This is a genomic window from Micromonospora sp. ALFpr18c (genome assembly GCF_008868155.1).
Lineage (GTDB): Bacteria > Actinomycetota > Actinomycetes > Mycobacteriales > Micromonosporaceae > Micromonospora.
In genome coordinates this window covers 13,330-31,235 of sequence record NZ_WBKR01000052.1, presented here as the reverse complement: position 1 = coordinate 31,235, position 17,906 = coordinate 13,330, and the positions used below count along the sequence as shown (strand labels likewise).

Annotated in this window: 16 protein-coding genes and 1 pseudogene; 4 read left to right on the top strand and 13 right to left on the bottom strand. The window is 71.6% G+C overall.

What is annotated here, in order from left to right:
• A pseudogene (locus F8271_RS12415) lies at window positions 1-120 on the top strand (phytochelatin synthase); the annotation flags it as partial.
• Window positions 121-184: 64 nt separating this feature from the next.
• Here the strand turns inward: F8271_RS12415 and F8271_RS12410 are convergent.
• Complete coding sequence (locus F8271_RS12410; RefSeq protein WP_151489845.1) at window positions 185-841, bottom strand: DedA family protein; 657 nt, start codon at window positions 839-841, stop codon at window positions 185-187.
• Between the two features lie 257 nt (window positions 842-1,098).
• On the opposite strand from F8271_RS12410, the gene F8271_RS12405 reads away from it, so the two are divergent.
• Window positions 1,099-3,951, top strand: a complete 2,853-nt coding sequence (locus F8271_RS12405; protein ID WP_151489844.1) for an aconitate hydratase — start codon at window positions 1,099-1,101, stop codon at window positions 3,949-3,951.
• A 201-nt stretch (window positions 3,952-4,152) separates the two neighbouring features.
• Here the strand turns inward: F8271_RS12405 and F8271_RS12400 are convergent, their stop codons facing one another.
• From F8271_RS12400 to F8271_RS12360, 9 genes are all read right to left on the bottom strand, one after another.
• On the bottom strand, window positions 4,153-5,430 hold the full coding sequence (locus tag F8271_RS12400; RefSeq protein ID WP_151489843.1) for an RNA polymerase sigma factor: 1,278 nt from the start codon (window positions 5,428-5,430) through the stop codon (window positions 4,153-4,155).
• A gap of 4 nt (window positions 5,431-5,434) precedes the next feature.
• Window positions 5,435-5,770, bottom strand: a complete 336-nt coding sequence (locus tag F8271_RS12395) for a YciI family protein (protein ID WP_151489842.1) — start codon at window positions 5,768-5,770, stop codon at window positions 5,435-5,437.
• Between the two features lie 85 nt (window positions 5,771-5,855).
• On the bottom strand, window positions 5,856-6,467 hold the full coding sequence (locus F8271_RS12390) for an ATP/GTP-binding protein (protein ID WP_151489841.1): 612 nt from the start codon (window positions 6,465-6,467) through the stop codon (window positions 5,856-5,858).
• Window positions 6,448-6,834, bottom strand: a complete 387-nt coding sequence (locus F8271_RS12385) for a DUF742 domain-containing protein (RefSeq protein ID WP_030337267.1) — start codon at window positions 6,832-6,834, stop codon at window positions 6,448-6,450. Before F8271_RS12385 ends, F8271_RS12390 begins: the two co-directional genes overlap by 20 nt.
• A gap of 4 nt (window positions 6,835-6,838) precedes the next feature.
• Complete coding sequence (locus F8271_RS12380; RefSeq protein ID WP_151489840.1) at window positions 6,839-7,261, bottom strand: roadblock/LC7 domain-containing protein; 423 nt, start codon at window positions 7,259-7,261, stop codon at window positions 6,839-6,841.
• Window positions 7,262-7,351: 90 nt separating this feature from the next.
• Complete coding sequence (locus F8271_RS12375) at window positions 7,352-9,913, bottom strand: nitrate- and nitrite sensing domain-containing protein (protein WP_255473687.1); 2,562 nt, start codon at window positions 9,911-9,913, stop codon at window positions 7,352-7,354.
• A 118-nt stretch (window positions 9,914-10,031) separates the two neighbouring features.
• A complete protein-coding gene (locus tag F8271_RS12370) occupies window positions 10,032-11,627 on the bottom strand; it encodes a prenyltransferase/squalene oxidase repeat-containing protein (RefSeq protein ID WP_151489838.1) in 1,596 nt (531 codons plus the stop codon).
• Window positions 11,624-12,526 carry a terpene synthase gene (locus tag F8271_RS12365; protein ID WP_151489837.1) on the bottom strand — a complete coding sequence of 301 codons (903 nt, stop codon included), beginning with the start codon at window positions 12,524-12,526 and terminating at the stop codon, window positions 11,624-11,626. Before F8271_RS12365 ends, F8271_RS12370 begins: the two co-directional genes overlap by 4 nt.
• Before the next feature lie 3 nt (window positions 12,527-12,529).
• Entirely contained in the window at window positions 12,530-13,912 is a 1,383-nt protein-coding gene (locus F8271_RS12360; protein ID WP_151489836.1) for a cytochrome P450, read from the bottom strand.
• Between the two features lie 367 nt (window positions 13,913-14,279).
• On the opposite strand from F8271_RS12360, the gene F8271_RS12355 reads away from it, so the two are divergent.
• Window positions 14,280-14,528 carry a DUF2630 family protein gene (locus tag F8271_RS12355; RefSeq protein ID WP_091403743.1) on the top strand — a complete coding sequence of 83 codons (249 nt, stop codon included), beginning with the start codon at window positions 14,280-14,282 and terminating at the stop codon, window positions 14,526-14,528.
• 44 nt (window positions 14,529-14,572) lie between these two features.
• Here the strand turns inward: F8271_RS12355 and F8271_RS12350 are convergent, their stop codons facing one another.
• The 3 genes from F8271_RS12350 to F8271_RS12340 form a co-directional block, all read right to left on the bottom strand.
• Complete coding sequence (locus F8271_RS12350; protein WP_151489835.1) at window positions 14,573-15,505, bottom strand: serine protein kinase RIO; 933 nt, start codon at window positions 15,503-15,505, stop codon at window positions 14,573-14,575.
• A 169-nt stretch (window positions 15,506-15,674) separates the two neighbouring features.
• Window positions 15,675-16,319 carry an HAD family hydrolase gene (locus F8271_RS12345; protein ID WP_151489834.1) on the bottom strand — a complete coding sequence of 215 codons (645 nt, stop codon included), beginning with the start codon at window positions 16,317-16,319 and terminating at the stop codon, window positions 15,675-15,677.
• Window positions 16,320-16,384: 65 nt separating this feature from the next.
• On the bottom strand, window positions 16,385-17,245 hold the full coding sequence (locus F8271_RS12340; RefSeq protein WP_151489833.1) for a carbon-nitrogen hydrolase family protein: 861 nt from the start codon (window positions 17,243-17,245) through the stop codon (window positions 16,385-16,387).
• Between the two features lie 77 nt (window positions 17,246-17,322).
• On the opposite strand from F8271_RS12340, the gene F8271_RS12335 reads away from it, so the two are divergent.
• The gene (locus F8271_RS12335; protein ID WP_151489832.1) at window positions 17,323-17,895 is read left to right on the top strand and encodes a TetR/AcrR family transcriptional regulator; all 573 of its coding nucleotides are present in this window, start codon (window positions 17,323-17,325) and stop codon (window positions 17,893-17,895) included.
• Window positions 17,896-17,906: the final 11 nt, after the last annotated feature.

Below are 17,906 nucleotides of genomic sequence, written 5' to 3'. Positions count from 1 at the left end.
CGCGACGGTGGTAACACCGTGAAGATCGCCGACTCGGCCAACCCCGACACCGCCTCCTACTGGATCAGCGTCGAGCACCTCGCCGACTGGATCGCCACCCGCGGCTACTCCACCAGCTGACCCACACCCACACACCGAAAGGGCCGGACCCCAACCGGGGCCCGGCCCTTCGGCATGTCCGGGGTCAGCGTTCGCTGCCCGCCCGAGCCGGCTCGACTTCGGGGGCCGGCTCGGCGGCCTCGATTCGGTGGGCCCGTCGACGCAGCCACCAGGTGCTGGCGAGGCCGGCGAGCACCGCGAGGACCAGCCCGGCCCAGGAGATGTCCTTGAGCCAGTGCTCGGCGGCCCGCCCCACGGTGAACAGCAGGTAGGTGGTGCCGAACGCCCAGACCAGCCCACCGGCGGCGTTGGCCAGGAGGAAACGTCGGTACGGTACGTGCAGTGCACCGGCGAGCGGCCCGGCCAGGATGCGCAGCAGCGCCACGAACCGACCGAAGAAGACGGCCCAGACGCCGTACCGGGCGAAGCTCTGCTCGGCCCGGGCCAGTTGGGCGGGGCCGAGGTGGCGGGGGAAGCGTCGGCCCAGCCGGGCGAGCAGTGGGCGGCCACCCCGACGGCCCACCGCGTACCCGATGGAGTCGCCGACGATCGCGCCGGTGGCCGCGGCGGCGGCCACCCACTCGGGTTCGACCACTCCGGTGGCGGCGAGCAGGGCGGAGCTGACCAGGACGATCTCACCGGGCAGTGGGACGCCCATGCTCTCGACCCCGATCACCCCGCCGACGAGCAGGTAGACCGCGATCGGCGGCAGCGACACGAGCCAGTGCTGGACGTCGAACACGCCCGAACCCTACCCGCGGCCGAACGCCCGCACCTGCCGCCGCGGGGTGAATTCGCCTCGGGTGGCCCGACGCACGCCCCGCAGCGCGTCCTAGGAGGCTAGGGATGAACCGTGCGGGCAGCGAGCGGCCGGGTTGCGTAACTAGCAAGACGGACGTACGGTTTTGTTGAGAGCGGAATCGGCGGTAAGTGTCACCTAACCTCGGCGGCACCCCGGCCGGTGCGACACACTGCTCAGGACTACTCACGGTCGCTGGTGTGAAGGAGTACGACGTGGCGAGCCTCGACACCTTCGGTGCGAAGACCCAGCTACGCGTCGGAGACGCGAGCTACGAGATTTTCAGGATCGACAAGGTGGACGGCCACGACCGGCTGCCGTACAGCCTGAAGATTCTCCTGGAGAACCTGCTGCGGACCGAGGACGGCGCGAACATCACCGCCGACCACATCCGTCAGCTCGGCGGATGGGATCCCACCGCCGCCCCGAGCGTGGAGATCCAGTTCACCCCGGCGCGGGTGCTCATGCAGGACTTCACCGGCGTGCCCTGCGTGGTCGACCTGGCCACCATGCGTGAGGCCGTGCGTAACCTGGGCGGCGACGCCAGCAAGGTCAACCCCCTCGCCCCCGCCGAGCTGGTCATCGACCACTCGGTGATCGCCGACCTGTTCGGCCGCGAGGACGCCTTCGAACGCAACGTCGCGCTGGAGTACGAGCGCAACAAGGAGCGCTACCAGTTCCTGCGCTGGGGTCAGACCGCGTTCAACGAGTTCAAGGTCGTCCCGCCGGGCACCGGCATCGTGCACCAGGTCAACATCGAGTACCTGGCTCGTACGATCATGGAACGTAACGGCCAGGCGTACCCGGACACCGTGGTCGGCACCGACTCGCACACCACGATGGTCAACGGCCTGGGCGTGCTGGGCTGGGGCGTCGGCGGCATCGAGGCCGAGGCTGCGATGCTCGGTCAGCCGGTCAGCATGCTGATCCCCCGGGTGGTGGGCTTCAAGCTCTCCGGCGAGATGCCGGCCGGCACCACCGCCACCGACCTGGTGCTGACCATCACCGAGATGCTGCGCAAGCACGGCGTGGTCGGCAAGTTCGTCGAGTTCTACGGCCCCGGCGTGAGCGCCGTGCCGCTGGCCAACCGCGCCACCATCGGCAACATGTCCCCCGAGTACGGCTCCACCGTGGCGATCTTCCCGATCGACGCGGAGACGATCCGCTACCTGGAGCTGACCGGTCGCGACGCCGCGCAGGTCGCGCTCGTCGAGGCGTACGCCAAGGAGCAGGGCATCTGGCACGACCCGGAGGCCGAGCCGGCCTACTCGGAGCGCCTGGAGCTGGACCTGGGCACCATCGAGCCGTCGCTCGCCGGCCCGAAGCGCCCGCAGGACCGGGTGCCGCTGGGCAGCGCCAAGACGCTGTTCCGCTCCGCGCTGACCGACTACGTCGCCGACGACTCCACCAGTGAGCGTGACCTCAAGCCGAGCGTGGCGCGCGAGGAGCTGCCGCGCGGCGCGAACGGGCCGGCCGACGAGGCCAGCGCCGAGTCGTTCCCGGCCAGCGACCCGCCGGCCAACGAGTTCAGCGACCCGGCCGACGAGCCGCGCGACCTGGAGACCGCCGCCGCCGGAGCGGGCGGGCGGGCCACCAAACCGGTACGGGTCACCGGCGCCGACGGCGTCGAGTACGAGCTGGACCACGGCGCCGTGGTGATCGCGGCGATCACCTCCTGCACCAACACGTCCAACCCGCAGGTGATGATCGGGGCGGCCCTGCTGGCCCGCAACGCGGTCGAGAAGGGCCTGACCCGCAAGCCGTGGGTGAAGACCACCCTGGCCCCGGGCTCGAAGGTCGTCATGGACTACTACGAGCGGGCCGGCCTCACGCCGTACCTGGACAAGCTCGGCTTCAACCTGGTCGGTTACGGCTGCACCACCTGCATCGGCAACTCGGGCCCGCTGCCCGAGGAGGTGTCCGCGGCGGTCAACGAGCACGACCTGTCGGTCGTGTCGGTGCTGTCGGGCAACCGCAACTTCGAGGGCCGGATCAACCCGGACGTCAAGATGAACTACCTGGCGTCCCCGCCGCTGGTCGTCGCGTACGCTCTCGCCGGCACGATGGACATCGACCTGGCCAACGAGCCGATCGGTGAGGACAGCGACGGCAACCCGGTGTTCCTGCGGGAGATCTGGCCGAACAGCGCCGAGATCCAGGACGTCATCGCCCAGGCGATCGGCGCGACCGGCTTCAGCGCCGCGTACGCCGATGTCTTCGCCGGCGACGAGCGTTGGCAGTCGCTGCCCACCCCGACCGGCGACACCTTCGCCTGGGCGGAGGACTCGACCTACGTGCGCAAGCCCCCGTACTTCGAGGGCATGCAGCAGGAGCCGAGCCCGGTCACCGACATCGCCGACGCGCGGGTGCTGGCCAAGCTGGGTGACTCGGTGACCACCGACCACATCTCGCCGGCCGGCTCGATCAAGGCCGACTCGCCCGCCGGCACGTACCTCGCCGAGCACGGCGTGCCGCGTCACGAGTTCAACTCGTACGGCTCCCGCCGGGGCAACCACGAGGTGATGATCCGGGGCACGTTCGCCAACATCCGGCTGCGCAACCAGCTGGTCCCGGGTGTGGAGGGCGGCTTCACCGTCAACCACCTCACCGGCGAGCAGACCTCGATCTACGACGCCTCGATGGCCTACCAGGAGGCCGGCATCCCGCTGGTCATCCTGGCCGGCAAGGAGTACGGCTCCGGCTCGTCGCGGGACTGGGCGGCCAAGGGCACCATGCTGCTGGGCGTGCGGGCGGTCATCGCCGAGTCGTACGAGCGGATCCACCGCTCCAACCTGATCGGCATGGGCGTGCTGCCGTTGCAGTTCCCGGTCGACGTCACCGCCGAGTCGCTCGGTCTGACCGGTACGGAGACGTTCACCTTCACCGGGGTGACCGCGCTCAACGACGGCGAGACCCCGCGCACCGTGCGGGTCAACACCGACACCGGCGTGGAGTTCGACGCCGTGGTGCGGATCGACACTCCCGGTGAGGCGGACTACTACCGGCACGGCGGCATCCTGCAGTACGTGCTGCGCCGCATGATCGCCAACTGACGCCGTACACCTGAGAAGGGCCGCTTCCCGCGCTGGCGGGGAGCGGCCCTTCCACGTCTCTGCCTTCCGTGCCCCGGGCTGCTGCCTCGCGCAGCCGCAGCGCGACCGCGCGCCGTCAGCACCCGGCGTGGTCGGCAGTCGGGCGAGATGGGCGACAACCTCGCCGACGTCATCGGCGCACGTGCCTCCAAGGACCCGGGCCTACCGGGTGAGTTCGTCGGCCCGGTCGAGCAGGGCGCGGCGCTCGGCGGCCGAGTCCACCGCTGCCGCCGCCTGCCGGAACAGCGCGGCGGCGCGTGGCCGGTCACCCTGCCGAGCCACCAGGTCGGCCTCCACCGCCACGGCGAGCGGGTTGCCGTCCAGGCCACCCCCGGCGCGCGCCTCGTCGAGCAGGCCCAGTCCGGCCGCCGGCCCGTAGGCGTAGCCGTGCGCGACCGCGCGGTTGAGCGCGACCACCGGCGACGGCCGGATGCCGAGCAGGGCGTCGTAGGCGCCGGCGATCGCCGGCCAGTCGGTGGTCTCGACGGAGGCGGCGGTGGCGTGGCAGGCGGCGACGCGGGCCTGCCACGCGTACGGCCCGTCCTGGCGTACCCGATCAAGGACGGCCAGTCCCTCGGCGATGGCGGCGCGGTCCCACCGGCCGCGGTCCTGCCGCTGAAGGGTCAGCAGGTTGCCGGCGGCGTCACGGCGGGCGTCGGCCCGGGAGTGCTGGAGCAGGAACAGCGCGAGCAGCGCGGCCACCTCGGACTGCTCGGGCATCAGCCGGTCGAGCAGTCGGGCCAGCCGGATCGCCTCGTCGGCGAAGGCCGGCTCCCCGTCGGCGACGTAGCCCCGGGTGAACAGCAGGTACAGCACGGCGAGGACGCCGGGCAGCCGCTCGGTCAGCGCCGGTCCGCTGGGCACCCGGTACGGGATGCCCGCCTCGGCGATGCGGGTGCGGGCCCGCGTCAGCCGTCGGGTCATCGTCGACTCGTTGACCAGCAGGAGCCGGGCGATGGCCGCGGTCGGCACCCCGCACACGGTGCGGAGCGTCAACGCCACCCGGGCCTCGATCGCGAGCGCCGGATGGCAGCAGGTGAAGATGAGTCGCAGTCGGTCGTCCACCACGTCCTCCCCCACCTCCGGCTCGGGCTGCGCGTCGACCGGCGTGAGCAGTGCCAGGTCGTGGAGTTTCCGGCGTTCCACGGTGGCCCGGCGCAGGACGTCGATCGCCCGGTTGCGGGCCACTGTCATGAGCCAGCCACCCGGGTTGTCCGGCACACCGTCGGCGGGCCAGCGTTCCAGGGCGACGGTCAGCGCCTCCTGGGCGCAGTCCTCGGCCAGCGCCCAGTCCCCGGTCACCCGGATCAGGGTCGCGACGATCCGGGGGTACGCCTCGACGCCGGCGGCCGCGACGGCTTGCGCCGCCACGGCCGCTCCCGCGCCGGTCACCCGGCCGGCGCCCACGTGCGCGCCGGCCGGCGTTTCGGTGCGGGCCATCCGGTCAGCCGGGCAAGCCGGCGAACGGGCGCAGTTCCAGTCGCCCCTCGCGGGCCATCGGGTGAGTGCGCGCCACCTCGATCGCCTCGTCCAGGTCGGCGCACTCGAGCAGGTCGAACCCCACGATCACCTCCGTGGTCTCCGCGAACGGTCCCTCGGAGACGAGCAGCTCGCCGGCACGGACCCGGACCGTGGTGGCCGCGCTGGTCGGCGCCAGCGCGTCGCCGGTGAGGCGGCGCCCACGCGAGTCGTTCTCCTCCACCCACTTGTGGATGTCGGGCAGATCGGTCGGGTCGGTGTCCGGCTCGGTGTCGCTGCACACGAACATCATGTACTTCATCTGGGCGCTCCCTGGTTTCTCGGGTTATCGCCAGCATGACGTTCGGCCGGGGCCGTTCCGGACGCCCTCCCCTGAAAATAGTCGGTCAGTTTCCTCCGGCGGCGCGGCGGCGGGCCTCGCGGGTCTTCATGGCGTGCTCCATCAGCGTGACGAGCACCTCCTTGCTGGACTCGCGCTGCCGGGCGTCGCAGAGCAGCACCGGCACACCCGGGTCCAGGTTCAACGCGGCCTGCACCTCGTCGAGCCGGTAGGAGCGGGCACCCTCGAAGCAGTTCACGGCGACCACGAACGGGGTGCCCCGGCCCTCGAAGTAGTCGATCGACGGGAAGCAGTCGGCCAGCCGGCGGGTGTCGGCCAGCACGACCGCGCCGATCGCACCGAGCGCCAACTCGTCCCAGACGAACCAGAACCGGTCCTGCCCGGGGGTGCCGAACAGGTAGAGCACCAGGTCGTCGCTGATGGTGATCCGGCCGAAGTCCATCGCCACGGTGGTGGTGGTCTTGCCCTCCACCCCGGACAGGTCGTCGATGCCGACACCGGTCTCCGTGAGCACCTCCTCGGTGCGCAACGGCCGGGTCTCGCTCACCGCGCCGACCATCGTGGTCTTGCCCACACCGAACCCACCGGCGACCAGGATCTTGATCGCGGTGGGCAGTGGGGTCGCTCCCGCCGGCCGGTCAGAGTGCCCGTAGTCCATTGATTACCGCCTCGAAGATGCTGTTGTCGGGAAGACCGGCCGTGGTCTGCGGCTCGCGGACCTGCACCAGGCTGCGGGCCGCCAGGTCGCCGAGGAGCACCCGGATGGTGCCCACCGGCAGGTCGAGATGGGCGGCGATCTCGGCGACGGACTGTATTCGTTGACACAGTCCGACGATCGCCAGATGTTCCGGGCCGAGGCCGACCTCCGGCGTGACCTCGGCGCGGGTCGCGGTGACCAGGGAGATCAGGTCGAACGTGCCGGTGACCGGGCGGGCCCGGCCGCGCGTCACCGCGTACGGGCGCACCACCGGGCCCGCATGGTCATCCACCCACTGATGGTCCGCGGACTCTCCCTGCACCGTCATGCCGCTACCTCTCGCCGGCCGGCTGCTCGGTGCCACGGGACGGGGAGGCCACATACTTGCCGACCCGGGTGACCAGCATCGCCATCTCGTAGGCGATCAGGCCGACGTCGGCGTCCTCGGTGGCAAGGACCGCCAGGCAGGCGTTGCGGCCGGCCGCGGTGACGAACAGGAACGACGACTGCATCTCGATGATGGTCTGCTGCACCTGCCCGCCGCCGAAACGCTTCCCCGCGCCGCGGGCCAGGCTCTGGATGCCGGCAGCCATCGCCGCGAGGTGCTCGCCGTCGTCCCGGCTCAGGCCCTGGGAGGAGGCCATCAACAGGCCGTCGGTGGAGAGCGCGACCGCATGCTCGGCCTGCTTCACCCGGCCCACCAGATCATCCAGCAACCACGTCAGGTCGGCACTCGAAGCCGTCTTCTGCGCCACTTCGTCGTCCTCTTCTCGCCCGGCTGTTGCGCCGTGTTCGTCTGGAGCTGACCGTCACACCGTGCGGTGACCCGCATTCTCGGTGGCCGGTCAGGTAGCTTGCGGGTCCTCGTCGCTCGGCTCGGGCGTCGCGCTCGGCGGGGCGCCGGCCGCGCCGCCGATCAGTCGCGCCGCGTCGGTCCGACCGCGACGGGTGCCGGTCTGGTACGAGCTCATCATCCGGCGCACCTGCTCCGGGGGACGTGCCACGTCCTCGTCGTCGGTCTCTGTCGCGGCCGGGTCGTCGCGCAACTCGGGCACGATGTTCGCCTGCCGGACCCGTACCGGCAGGCCCGAGTCGGTCCGGTCCGCCTCGGCGCGGGCCGGCATCGGCCCGCCGTCGGCCGCCGCCTCGCTGGCGCTGTCCGTCGGGCGGGAACGGTCGACCGCGGGCAGTCCGGTGGGCACCGTGGGAGCCTCCAGGGCGGGCTGGCCCAGAACACGCCGGGCCCGGGTGGGCAGGTCCGGCGTACCGGCGCCCTGCGGTGTCCGCTGGCGGGTGGGCAGAGCGGCGTCCACATCGGTGCCGTCGGCCTGCCCCGTCGCGGTGGTGGCGTCCGGCACCAGGTGCCCGGCCGGGGTGACCGGCTCCGGCACGTCCGGCGCCGTCGTGCCCGGTGCCTCCGGTGCGGCCGCCAACGCGACCGGCGCGAGGACGGCCGGCCGGCCGGTGTCGGCGGTGGTGGTCGGCCCCGAGGGCAGGGCGATGGCCGGCGAACCGGCCCGCATCGCACCGGAGTCCTCCGAGCTCGGGCCGTTCTCGGTGACCAGTTCCAGCGGGATCAGCACCACGGCGGTGGTGCCGCCGTACGCCGACTCCTTGAGCCGCACCCGCACGCCGTGCCGCTCGGTCAGCCGGCTCACCACGTAGAGCCCGAGCCGGGCGGCGTTGGCGAGGTTCAGCTCGGACTGGTCGACGATGCGGTGGTTCGCGGCGGCCAGGTCCTCCTCGCTCATGCCGAGGCCCCGGTCCTCGATCTCGATGGCGAACCCGTTGGCCACCAGCTGACCGCGGACCTCCACGGTGGTGTGCGGTGGGGAGAACGACAGACCGTTCTCGATCAGCTCGGCGAGCAGGTGGATGATGTCGCCGACCGCGCGGCCGGCGAGGGAGACCGGCCCGAGCGGCAGCACGTTGACCCGGGTGTAGTCCTCCACCTCGGCCACCGCGCCACGGACCACGTCGACCATCGGCACGTTGCGCCGCCACGCCCGGCCCGGGGTCGAGCCGGAGAGCACGATCAGGTTTTCCGCGTTACGCCGCATCCGGGTGGCCAGGTGGTCGACCCGGAACAGATCCTCCAGCTCCTCCGCGTCGTGCTCGCGCCGTTCCATCGCGTCCAGCAGGGTGAGCTGGCGGTGCACCAGCGCCTGGGTGCGCCGGGCCAGGCTGAGGAAGACCTCACGGACGTTGCGGCGCAGGTCGGCCTGTTCGACGGCGGTCCGCAGGGCGGTTTCCTGAACGGCGTTGAACGCCTTGCCGACCTGACCGATCTCGTCGGTGCCGAAATCGAGGGGAGGCGCCTCGGTGGCCACGTCGACCTCCTCGCCGTGGCCGAGGCGCTCCACCACCCGGGGCAGCCGTTCGTCGGCGAGCTGCCAGGCGGCCTGGCGCAGCCGTTCCAGCTGGCGCAGCAGGGCCCGGGCCGTGGTGATCGAGACGACGATGGAGGCGATGACGGCGAGCAGACCGAGGCCGGCGGCGAGCACCAGCCGGATGACGACCCAGATCGCGACCGGGGTGGCCCGCTGGACCAGCGCGTCCCCGCCGGCCAGCACGACGGCCTCCTGCTCCTCCACAGCGGGAGCGAAGGCTGCCTCCCAGTCGTCGGCGCCGACCGGCAGCGGGGCGTTCGGTCGAGCGCTGGCGACCATGCGGTCCTCAAGCGCTCGGAGCTTGGTGAAGGCTGGGCCCTCGGTCATCTGGACGTACCGTTGGCGGTCGGCCTCGGGCAGTTCGGCCAGTGCCTCGGTGACGAGGAACCGTTGCGCGCCAACCAGGTGCGCGAACTGGGCGTACTCCTTGTCGCTGATTCGACCCGCCGCCGAGACGCCGGCGAAGAGCGCGTCCTCCTGCGACATCAGCTCACGCACCCGTACGAGCCGGGTGAGCGTGACGGTGTCCTGGGCGATCTGCTCGTCGTCGAGCTGACCCATGGCCCCGTACACCCGGAACAGCCCGTCGAGGACCCCGGTGTACGCTGCCGCCGCGCCAGCCCGGTCGACGGTGCCGGCGACGACGGCCTCCCGCATGTGACCGAGCCCGTCCAGCCGGGAGATCACGTCGTCGATCCGCGTGGTCAGTTCGTCGCTCGACACGAATCGGGCTCGCCAGCTACGGGCCGCCTCGGCGAACGCGGCGGCCTCCTTCTCGCTGCGCTCGTGCTGCGCCTGCAACTGCTGTGCCAGCCCCTGGTCGCGACGTCCGAGGTAGGCCACCGACATCCGGCGCTCCTGCTGGAGCTCGGTGAGCAGCGGTTCACTGGGTTGGGCGACCTGCGCGTCGAGCGTCTGCACACCGAGCACGTTGAATCCGTCGCGCAGGGTCACCCACGCCGCGAACGCCCAGAGCGCGGCGAGTGAGACCAGTAGGGCCACAATCTTGGTGCGCAAACTTGCACTGCGGGAAGCCATCCCACCCGTCCCTCGACCGTTTCGATTGGCTGAATGAGCCCAGCCCCCGGCCCGGCGCACGCTAGCAGTGTCCGGAATTTCACTCAAGCGATGCAGTTCAGCGGCTTGCTGGGATATGGGTGGAACCGTTCAGCTGCACCGCAGCCGCCGCCCGCGCAGCCACCACTGCCGCCCGGACGATCAGTGCCGGATGGTAGAGGTCCTTGTCATGCCACAGTGGATCGTCGACACCCTCATTCTGCATTGTGGACAAACGGTGAGCAGCGGCGACCCTCGCGTCCCGGATCGTGGATGACGGGCGCGCTGTCAGCAACACGAGTAGGCCGTAGGCGGTCTCCTCCGCCGTGCCATGCCATCGTCCCCACGAACCGTCGGCCCGCTGGTTCTCGAGGGTCCACGAGACGGCCCGCCGCAGCGCCGCGTCGGCCGACGGACCGCCGTACTCCCGCAGTGCGAGCACCACGCAGTAGGTGGCGTAGTAGGGCGAGGCGTGCCAACGGTCCGTCCATCGACCGTCGGCATGTTGGCGGTCGATCAGCCAGCCGGTGAGCCGGCGCAGCACCGGTGCTGCAGCCGGGTCGTTGCCGCCGAGGCATCGCCCGAACGCCTCCAACACGTGCGCGTTCGTGGTCACCGACGAGCCGTCCTCGCCCTGCCAGGTGCCGAAGTGCTCCCCGGTGTCGAACCGGCTCAGGCACGTCGGATCGGTGGGGTGACCCAGGAGCGCCAGCGTGTAGAGCGTCACCGCCGTCGTGTCGGCGTCGGTGGGCAGCCCCGGCCCGGTGGCAGCGCCGTCCGGCCCGAGTGCGTCGCGCAGCCCGGCAACCAGTTCCGCCGGCACCGTCGGGAGCACACCAGCCCGTGCCAGGGTGCTCAGCACCCACGACCGTTCGAACACGGCCATCGGTGTGGTACACGGAACCGCTCCGCTGTGCTCGCCGAGCGCCCGGGTCAGGTAGTCCAGCGCGGCGGATTGAGTACCGCCGGGGTTACCGAGCCACGCGGCGGTGGCGGCCGGCGAGGCTCCGACCGGGCCGGCGGCGGTGGCGGCGACACCGGTCGCACGCCGGGCGGCCGGCCCGAGGATCTCCAGCGCGTGAAGCAGCTTGGGCGGAATCGGCCGACCGGATCCGGCCAGCAGGCGTACGCGGTCGAGCCGCTGCCGATCCATGGCCGCGGGCATCGGCGGCGGGCCGACGCCTCGCCAGTGCGCCAACCACGTCGGCGGGTCAGCGAGCTGGTCGGCGATCCGGTCGACCAGTGCCGGGACGATCAGGTCCGCAGCCGGCAGGTCCGGCACAGGGTAGGTCGAGGGGCCGGCCACCCGGTCGAACAACAGGCGCAGCGCGCGGTCGACCGCGTCGTGCACCGCCGCCGGGGACCAGCCCACCGGCTCGTCGTGCAGCGACGCCGCGAGCAGCCCCTCCACGGCACTCAGGGTGGGCACCAGGGCGTACCCGTCCGGCCCGCCCCAACCTCCGTCCGGGCGCTGCACGGCGAGCAGGTACTGGATCCGGTCGGCGTGTCGGGGTAGCCAGGGCGCCCGGGAGACCAGACGGGCAGTCTCGTACGGCGAAGCGGATGTACGGCCGGACGGGTGCAGGATCAGCTCGGCAACCAGCTCGTCGACGGCGCGCGCCGACCCGGGATCCTTCGCCGCGCCGGCGTCCCGGGCCAGCGCCTCGGTGCTCACGACACACCCCAGAAGTCGGTGCTCCGGTAGAAGCCGGTGGTGTAGCCGAGCTGTCGAGTCAGGTAGGCCGCCTCCCTCGGGCAGTCGGCCCGCAGTTCGTCGAGCAGGTCGGTCACATCCGTGACCAGGCGTTTCAGCACCTGCTCCACCACCGCCCGGTCGTCCACCAACATGATCGCGTTCAGGTCGCCCCAGCGGAGGTCCCGCTCATGGGTACTCAGGTCATTGACCAGTCGAAGAGCGCGTTGCACAGCGTCACTGGCGATGACCAACCGGTCGAGCCGAGCTTGCGTGTCGGCCCCGCCGGTCCGGATCCAGTGCACGACGTTCACGACGGTACAGGCCAGGTTGTCCGCGTTGTTCAGGTAATCGGCGAGGGTGGGCGGCGGCTGAAGACCATCCCGCATCGCCGTCTTCCACTGCCACTCCTGCCGCATCGCGTGAAGGGTCCGTCGGGCCGCCGCCCGCCACGCCCCGCCCAGTGTGGCGAAGGCTGGCACGGCAACCAGGTCGGCGTGGAGACCGGCGAGGAAGCGACCCAGTGGATCATCCGTCGCCGCGGACGCACCGTCCGTGACGGAAAGCTGCCTCTGCACCAGCCGGTCGAGCTCGACGGCGGAGGTGGCCAGCCGGTCCACCTGCCAGTCCAGCGCGAACCCCCAGAGCACCGCCCGGTTGGTCAGACGCAGCTCGACTGCCTCACACCACGGCGCGCTGAACGCAATGGCCAACGCGATGCTGCTGGTCAGAGCGCCGTCGAAGGGCCCCTCGGCGAAGAGGTCCGGATGGGCGGTCAGGCAACGTTGCAGGTCACGTTGGCCATAGGCGGCCAGGGCACAGACGCGGCCGTGCTCGGCGGCCTGCTGTAGTTCGTCTCCGACCCTTGGTAGTGGTGCCATCCGCTAGGCCAGGGCCGGTTGCCGATGTGGGGTGAGCAGCAGCGGCACCCGTTCCCGTGGCCGAAGCGACGCGGCGAGCCGCGGCGATGGCATCCCGGGCGTGCAGAGCCGGTACCGGAAGCGGCTGAGCAGCGTCGCCACGATCAGTGGTGCCTCGACCTGGAAGAAATACTGGCCGATGCACTGGTGGGCGCCGCCACCGAAGGGGTAGTAGGCGTACCGGTGGGCGCGCCGGGGGGCGTCGGGCGCGAAGCGCTCCGGGTCGAAGACCGCCGGCCGATCCCAGAAGCGGGCCAGCCGCTGGGTCACGTACGGACTTAGGACGATGGTGCCACCGGCCTTGACCCGGGTGCCGCCGATGACGTCGTCGGCGATCGCGGTCCGCGGCACCAACCAGCCGGACGGGTAGGCGCGGACGAGTTCGTCCAGCACCATCCGGGTGTAGCGCAGCTCGCCGAGTTGTTCGCGGTTGATCACGTCGCCGGGGCCGACCACACGATCGATCTCCGCGTAGAGCCGCTCGGCGACGTCGGGCAGTTGCTCCAGCAGTGGGAAGAGCCAGGTGAGCACCGTGTAGGTGGTCTCCGTGGCGGTGACGAAGATCGACACCAGATCGTCGCGTACCCGCTGCTCGTCGAGCTTGTGGCCGTGCTCGTCACGGCCCCGGCCCAGCGAAGCGACGATGTCGTCGCCTCCGTCGTCGTGGGCTCGCTCGGCGCGGACCAACGGCAGCAGAATGTCGTCGATGTTCTGGACCGCCCGCCGCAGTGCGCGGTCACCGGGCATCGGCACGGCGTCCGGCAGGAACGGGGTGAGCAGCCGGAAGCGCAGTGCGGTCGCCACGGTGTCCTGTTCCGTGACGATCCGCACACCGTCGGTGACGGGGATCTTGTTGCCGAAGAAGACCCCGATGACGGCCTGGCAGATGATCCGGGAGATCTCGCTGGCAGCGTCGACCGGTTCGCCGGTTCGCGCCGGGACGTTCAGCTCGTCGACCGCATCGCTGATCGCCTGGCTCAGGCCGTCCACCACAGCGTCGATCCGCTTCGCGGTGAAGTGCGGCTGGAGCCGTCGGCGACTTGCCTCCCACTGCGGGCCCTCGGCGAGGATGCCGTCGCCGCCGAGCTTCTTGACCGACTTCCACATCATGCTGTCGCCGGCCCGGGTGTAGTTGGCGGCGTTGTCGCGGAGCACGTGCTGGACGTGTGCGGGCTCGACGACCAGGTACGGCCGGATGGTGCCCAGGTTCAGTCGGACGACCTGCCCGGGCGACGCGTCGGCCAGCCCGACCAACGTGCCCAGTGGATCACGGAGTAGCGCGGGCAGCACGCGTCGCAGGCCGGCCACATATGGATCGCGGCGTGTCGGGATGCTCGGCTCAGTCACTGTCCACCTGCACGGTCCTCTCCGGTGGCATCGCACTGCGGGTTACGCTCTGTGCTGCCTCGGCGATGGCGCATGACCATCAGGCAGAGCATCGCATTCACGAATCGCCTTCACCAGCACCATGATCGGGAAGGTTTCTCGCGTTGACTGAGCGATCTGCGCCCTTGATCCGACCGGCTCGGCCGATCCGGAAAATTCCGCAGGTGGCACCGCATGGTGAGCACCGGGTGAGCTGATCCGCAATGAGCATGAAAAACAGCACATTGACGCGTCGGTGTTGGTGTGTCTGGGGCTACCGACGGTCGCGCAGCGCCCGCAGAGGCACGAATCCAGGCGCTTGCGGAGACGCTGTGCCAGGCTCAGGAGCATGGACGACAAGACCATCCTGAACCGGATTTCCGAACTGGTCGACGAGGAACACAAGCTGCGGGCCGATGCCCAGGCGCACGAGTCGGGCACCGAGGGCGAGGCCAGCGAGCGACTGCGCGCCCTGGAGGAGTCCCTCGACCAGTGCTGGGATCTGCTGCGCCGCCGACGGGCCGCCCGGGAGACCCACGGCGACCCGGACGCCCAGGGCGAACGCCCCAAGCCCGAGGTGGAGCGCTACCTGCAATAGCCGGTGGAGCGGGTCGGGCGGAGTGCCCGCCCGACCCGCTCCGATCAGCGGATGCCCGCCTCGCGCAGCAGCTCAGCGGTCAACGCGGCCGGATCGACCTGCTCCGGCGGCAGACCACGAGCCACGAACCAGGTGCCGACCACGCGTACGTCGCGGGCCAGGAACTCCGGCCCCTGCGGGTTCGCCACCACGTCGACCACCTGCGGCAGGTCGATCACGACGAGCCGGCCGGAGTGCACGAGCAGGTTGTACGGCGACAGGTCGCCGTGTGCGTAACCGGCCCGAGCCAGGACCCGCAGCGCCTCCACCAGCTGCGCCCACAGGTCACGCAGCTCGGCCGGGTCGGGCCGTAGCTGGGCCAGCCGGGGCGCGGCCTGCCCCGACTCGGCGTCGCCGACGAACTCCAGCATCAGCTCGGTGCCGCGCAGCTGCACCGGGTACGGCACGGCGATCCGGTCGTGCCCGGCGCCGATCTCCCAGAGCCGGGCCAGGGCGGCGAACTCGGCCGCGGCCCACTGCCCGGCGATCATCTGCCGACCGAAGGCCGTCCGGCCGGCCATCGCCCGGTTCTCCCGGGACCTGCGTACCCGACGGCCCTCCAGGTAGCCGGCGTCGCGGTGGAACAGCCGGTGCTCGGAGTCGCGGTACCGCTTGACCGCCAGGAGGCAGGACCGGTCGGTGTCCGGCACCGCACGGCGGACCAGGTGGACGTCCGCCTCCTTGCCGGTCTTCAGCACACCCAGTTCGGTGTCCTTGGCGGCCAGTTCGGTGACCAGCCAGTCCGGGTACGGCTGCGGCCCGTGCACCGCCTCGTCCCAGGACGACCAGTGCTCGCCGGTGTCCGGGTCAGGCTCGGTGTCCGGGTCGGCGAGCGGCTCGGCCGGCCGCCCGCGCTTCAGAAACTGCGGTTCGTCGTCGTCGAAGCGGCTCTTGCCGCGGCTCCGGCGCTCCAGCGCCGGAAGGTCATGATCGCGCACTGTGGTGAGGTTCCCTTGGTCGAGGCTGAGATAGGCAGCTGGAAGCGACCTGCGAAGACGGCCATGACCGACCCCCTCTCCTCGACCGGGCACACGCCCGGGATGCACCATGCGCCGACCATGCGCGCCGCGTCCCGGCGGCCGATCAACCGAATTACCGCGACGCGCGTCAGCCGGCCAGCACGGTGGCGACCGCGGCGATCAGCCCGTCCACCGTGCGACTGGGCGCGAACCGCACATCCGACCAGGTACGCCCGCGGTGCAGCCACACGCTGGGCAGTCCGACCGCGGCGGCGCCGCCGATGTCCGCCTCCGGACTGTCGCCGACCACCCAGGCGCCGCGCAGTGGCATCCGGACCCGCTGCGCGGCGAGCGCGAAGATCCGCGGGTTGGGTTTGCTGACCCCGGCCTCCTCGGAGATCACCCAGTCCGCGACGTAGCGGTCCAGTCCGGTACGGCGGATCTTGGCGTCCTCGACGCGTACCGTGCCGTTGCAGACCACCACCGGCACCCAGCCCGCGTCGTCGGCGATCCGCAGCGCGCAGGCGGTCAGCGGATCGAGCCGGGTCTGCTCCACCACCCCGTCGTGCAGCTCCTCCACCAGGTCGATCGAGGGGATGCGCAGCTCGTAGCGGTCCCGGATCGCGTCGGCCAGGTCCCAGCGGTCGGTCAGGCCGTCCGCGTCGACCGAGAGCAGCCAGTCGATGTCCGTGGGGGGCGCGCCGATGCCGTCCAGAAAGCGCTCACCCCAGCGGCGGAACGGCCCGGCCCGATCCAGCAGGGTGTTGTCCAGGTCCAGCAGGAGCAGTGGCACTCGGGCACCCTACGGGACCGATGTGTCCGCCAACAGGTCCAGCCGGTATCGACCTGACTATGGGCTCAACCGGACATTGACCCCCGGGGATCGCCCTGGTGCGGCAACCGATCGGCGAGCATCGAATGAGCCGCCCGGGTGGCCACGAGTTCGGCCGGGTCCAGGGCCGCCACCAGCACCGCCGTGCCCTCGTCGGCGCCTCGGGCGAGCACCCGTCCCTGCGGGTCGTAGATCGCCGCGCCGCCGTTGAACCGCCACGGGTCGACTCCCCCGACCGCGTTGGCGAAGACCACGAACATGGTGTTGTCCAGCGCCCGCGCGGCGTAGTACAGGTCCCGGCGGTGCTCCGAGCCGGCCAGGTATCCGCTGGGACACAGGTAGGCGTGCGCGCCGTCGAGGGCGGCGGCCCGGGCGTGTTCCGGAAAGCAGCCGTCGTAGCAGATGCCCAACCCGAGCCGCCAGTCGTCGACGAGCAGCGTGGCGCCCCGTGCACCGGCGTCGAACAGGTCCCGTTCGCCGCCCCAGAGTTGCTGCTTGTCGTACCCGACGCGGATCGCGCCGGCCCGGTCGACCACCAGCGCGGCGATGGTCCGCCGGCCGTCCGGGTGGCGGGCGGCGGCACCGACGAGCACCGTGACGTCGGCCTCGCGCGCCGCGACGCGCAGCGGGTCGAGCCGGGGGTCGGCGACCGCTCCGATCGGATCGGCCGCGACATCGGTGCCGGCCGGGTCGGCGGCGAGGGTCGGCGGGTGGTACGCGCAGAGGTACAACTCGGGCAGGACGGCGACCCGGGCGCCCTGCCCACCGGCGCGACGGACCAGCTCGGCGGCGGCGAGCGCGTTGCCGGCGACGTCACCGGGGGTCGGCGTGGCCTGGACGGTGGCGACGGTCAGCGGGGCGGACGGCGCGGGGTGGGGCGGGGTCACCGGAGGATGATAAACGGCTCGTTACCAAGCCGTACGTACGGTTTGCACGGCCCGGGGTGACCTGCGACGATCGACGCGTGCCCAGAGTAAGCCAGGATCAGCTCGACGCGCGCCGGCAGGAGATCCTCGCCGCCGCGCGGGCGTGTTTCGCCCGGCACGGCTACGAGGGGGCGACCGTACGCCGCCTCGAGGAGGCCACCGGGCTCTCCCGTGGCGCCATCTTCCACCACTTCCGGGACAAGGACTCGCTCTTCCTGGCCGTCGCCGAGGACGACGCCGCCGTCATGGTCGAGACGGTGGCCCGTAACGGGCTGGTGCAGGTCATGCGCGACCTGCTGGCCCGGGCGGTCTCCCCGGACACCACCGGCTGGCTCGGCAGCCAACTGGAGGTGTCCCGCCGGCTGCGCACCGACCCGGCGTTCGCCCGCCGCTGGGCGGAACGGTCCGCCGCGATCGCCGAGGCGACCCGGGACCGGCTGGCCCGACAGCGCGACGCCGGCGTGCTGCGCGAGGACGTACCCATCGACGTGCTCGCCCAGTTCCTGGAGCTGGCCTACGACGGGCTGGTGCTGCACCTGGCCATGGGCCGGCCCGCCGGCGACCTGGGCCCGGTGCTGGACCTGGTCGAGGAGGCGGTCCGCCGCCGCTGATCGGCACCGCC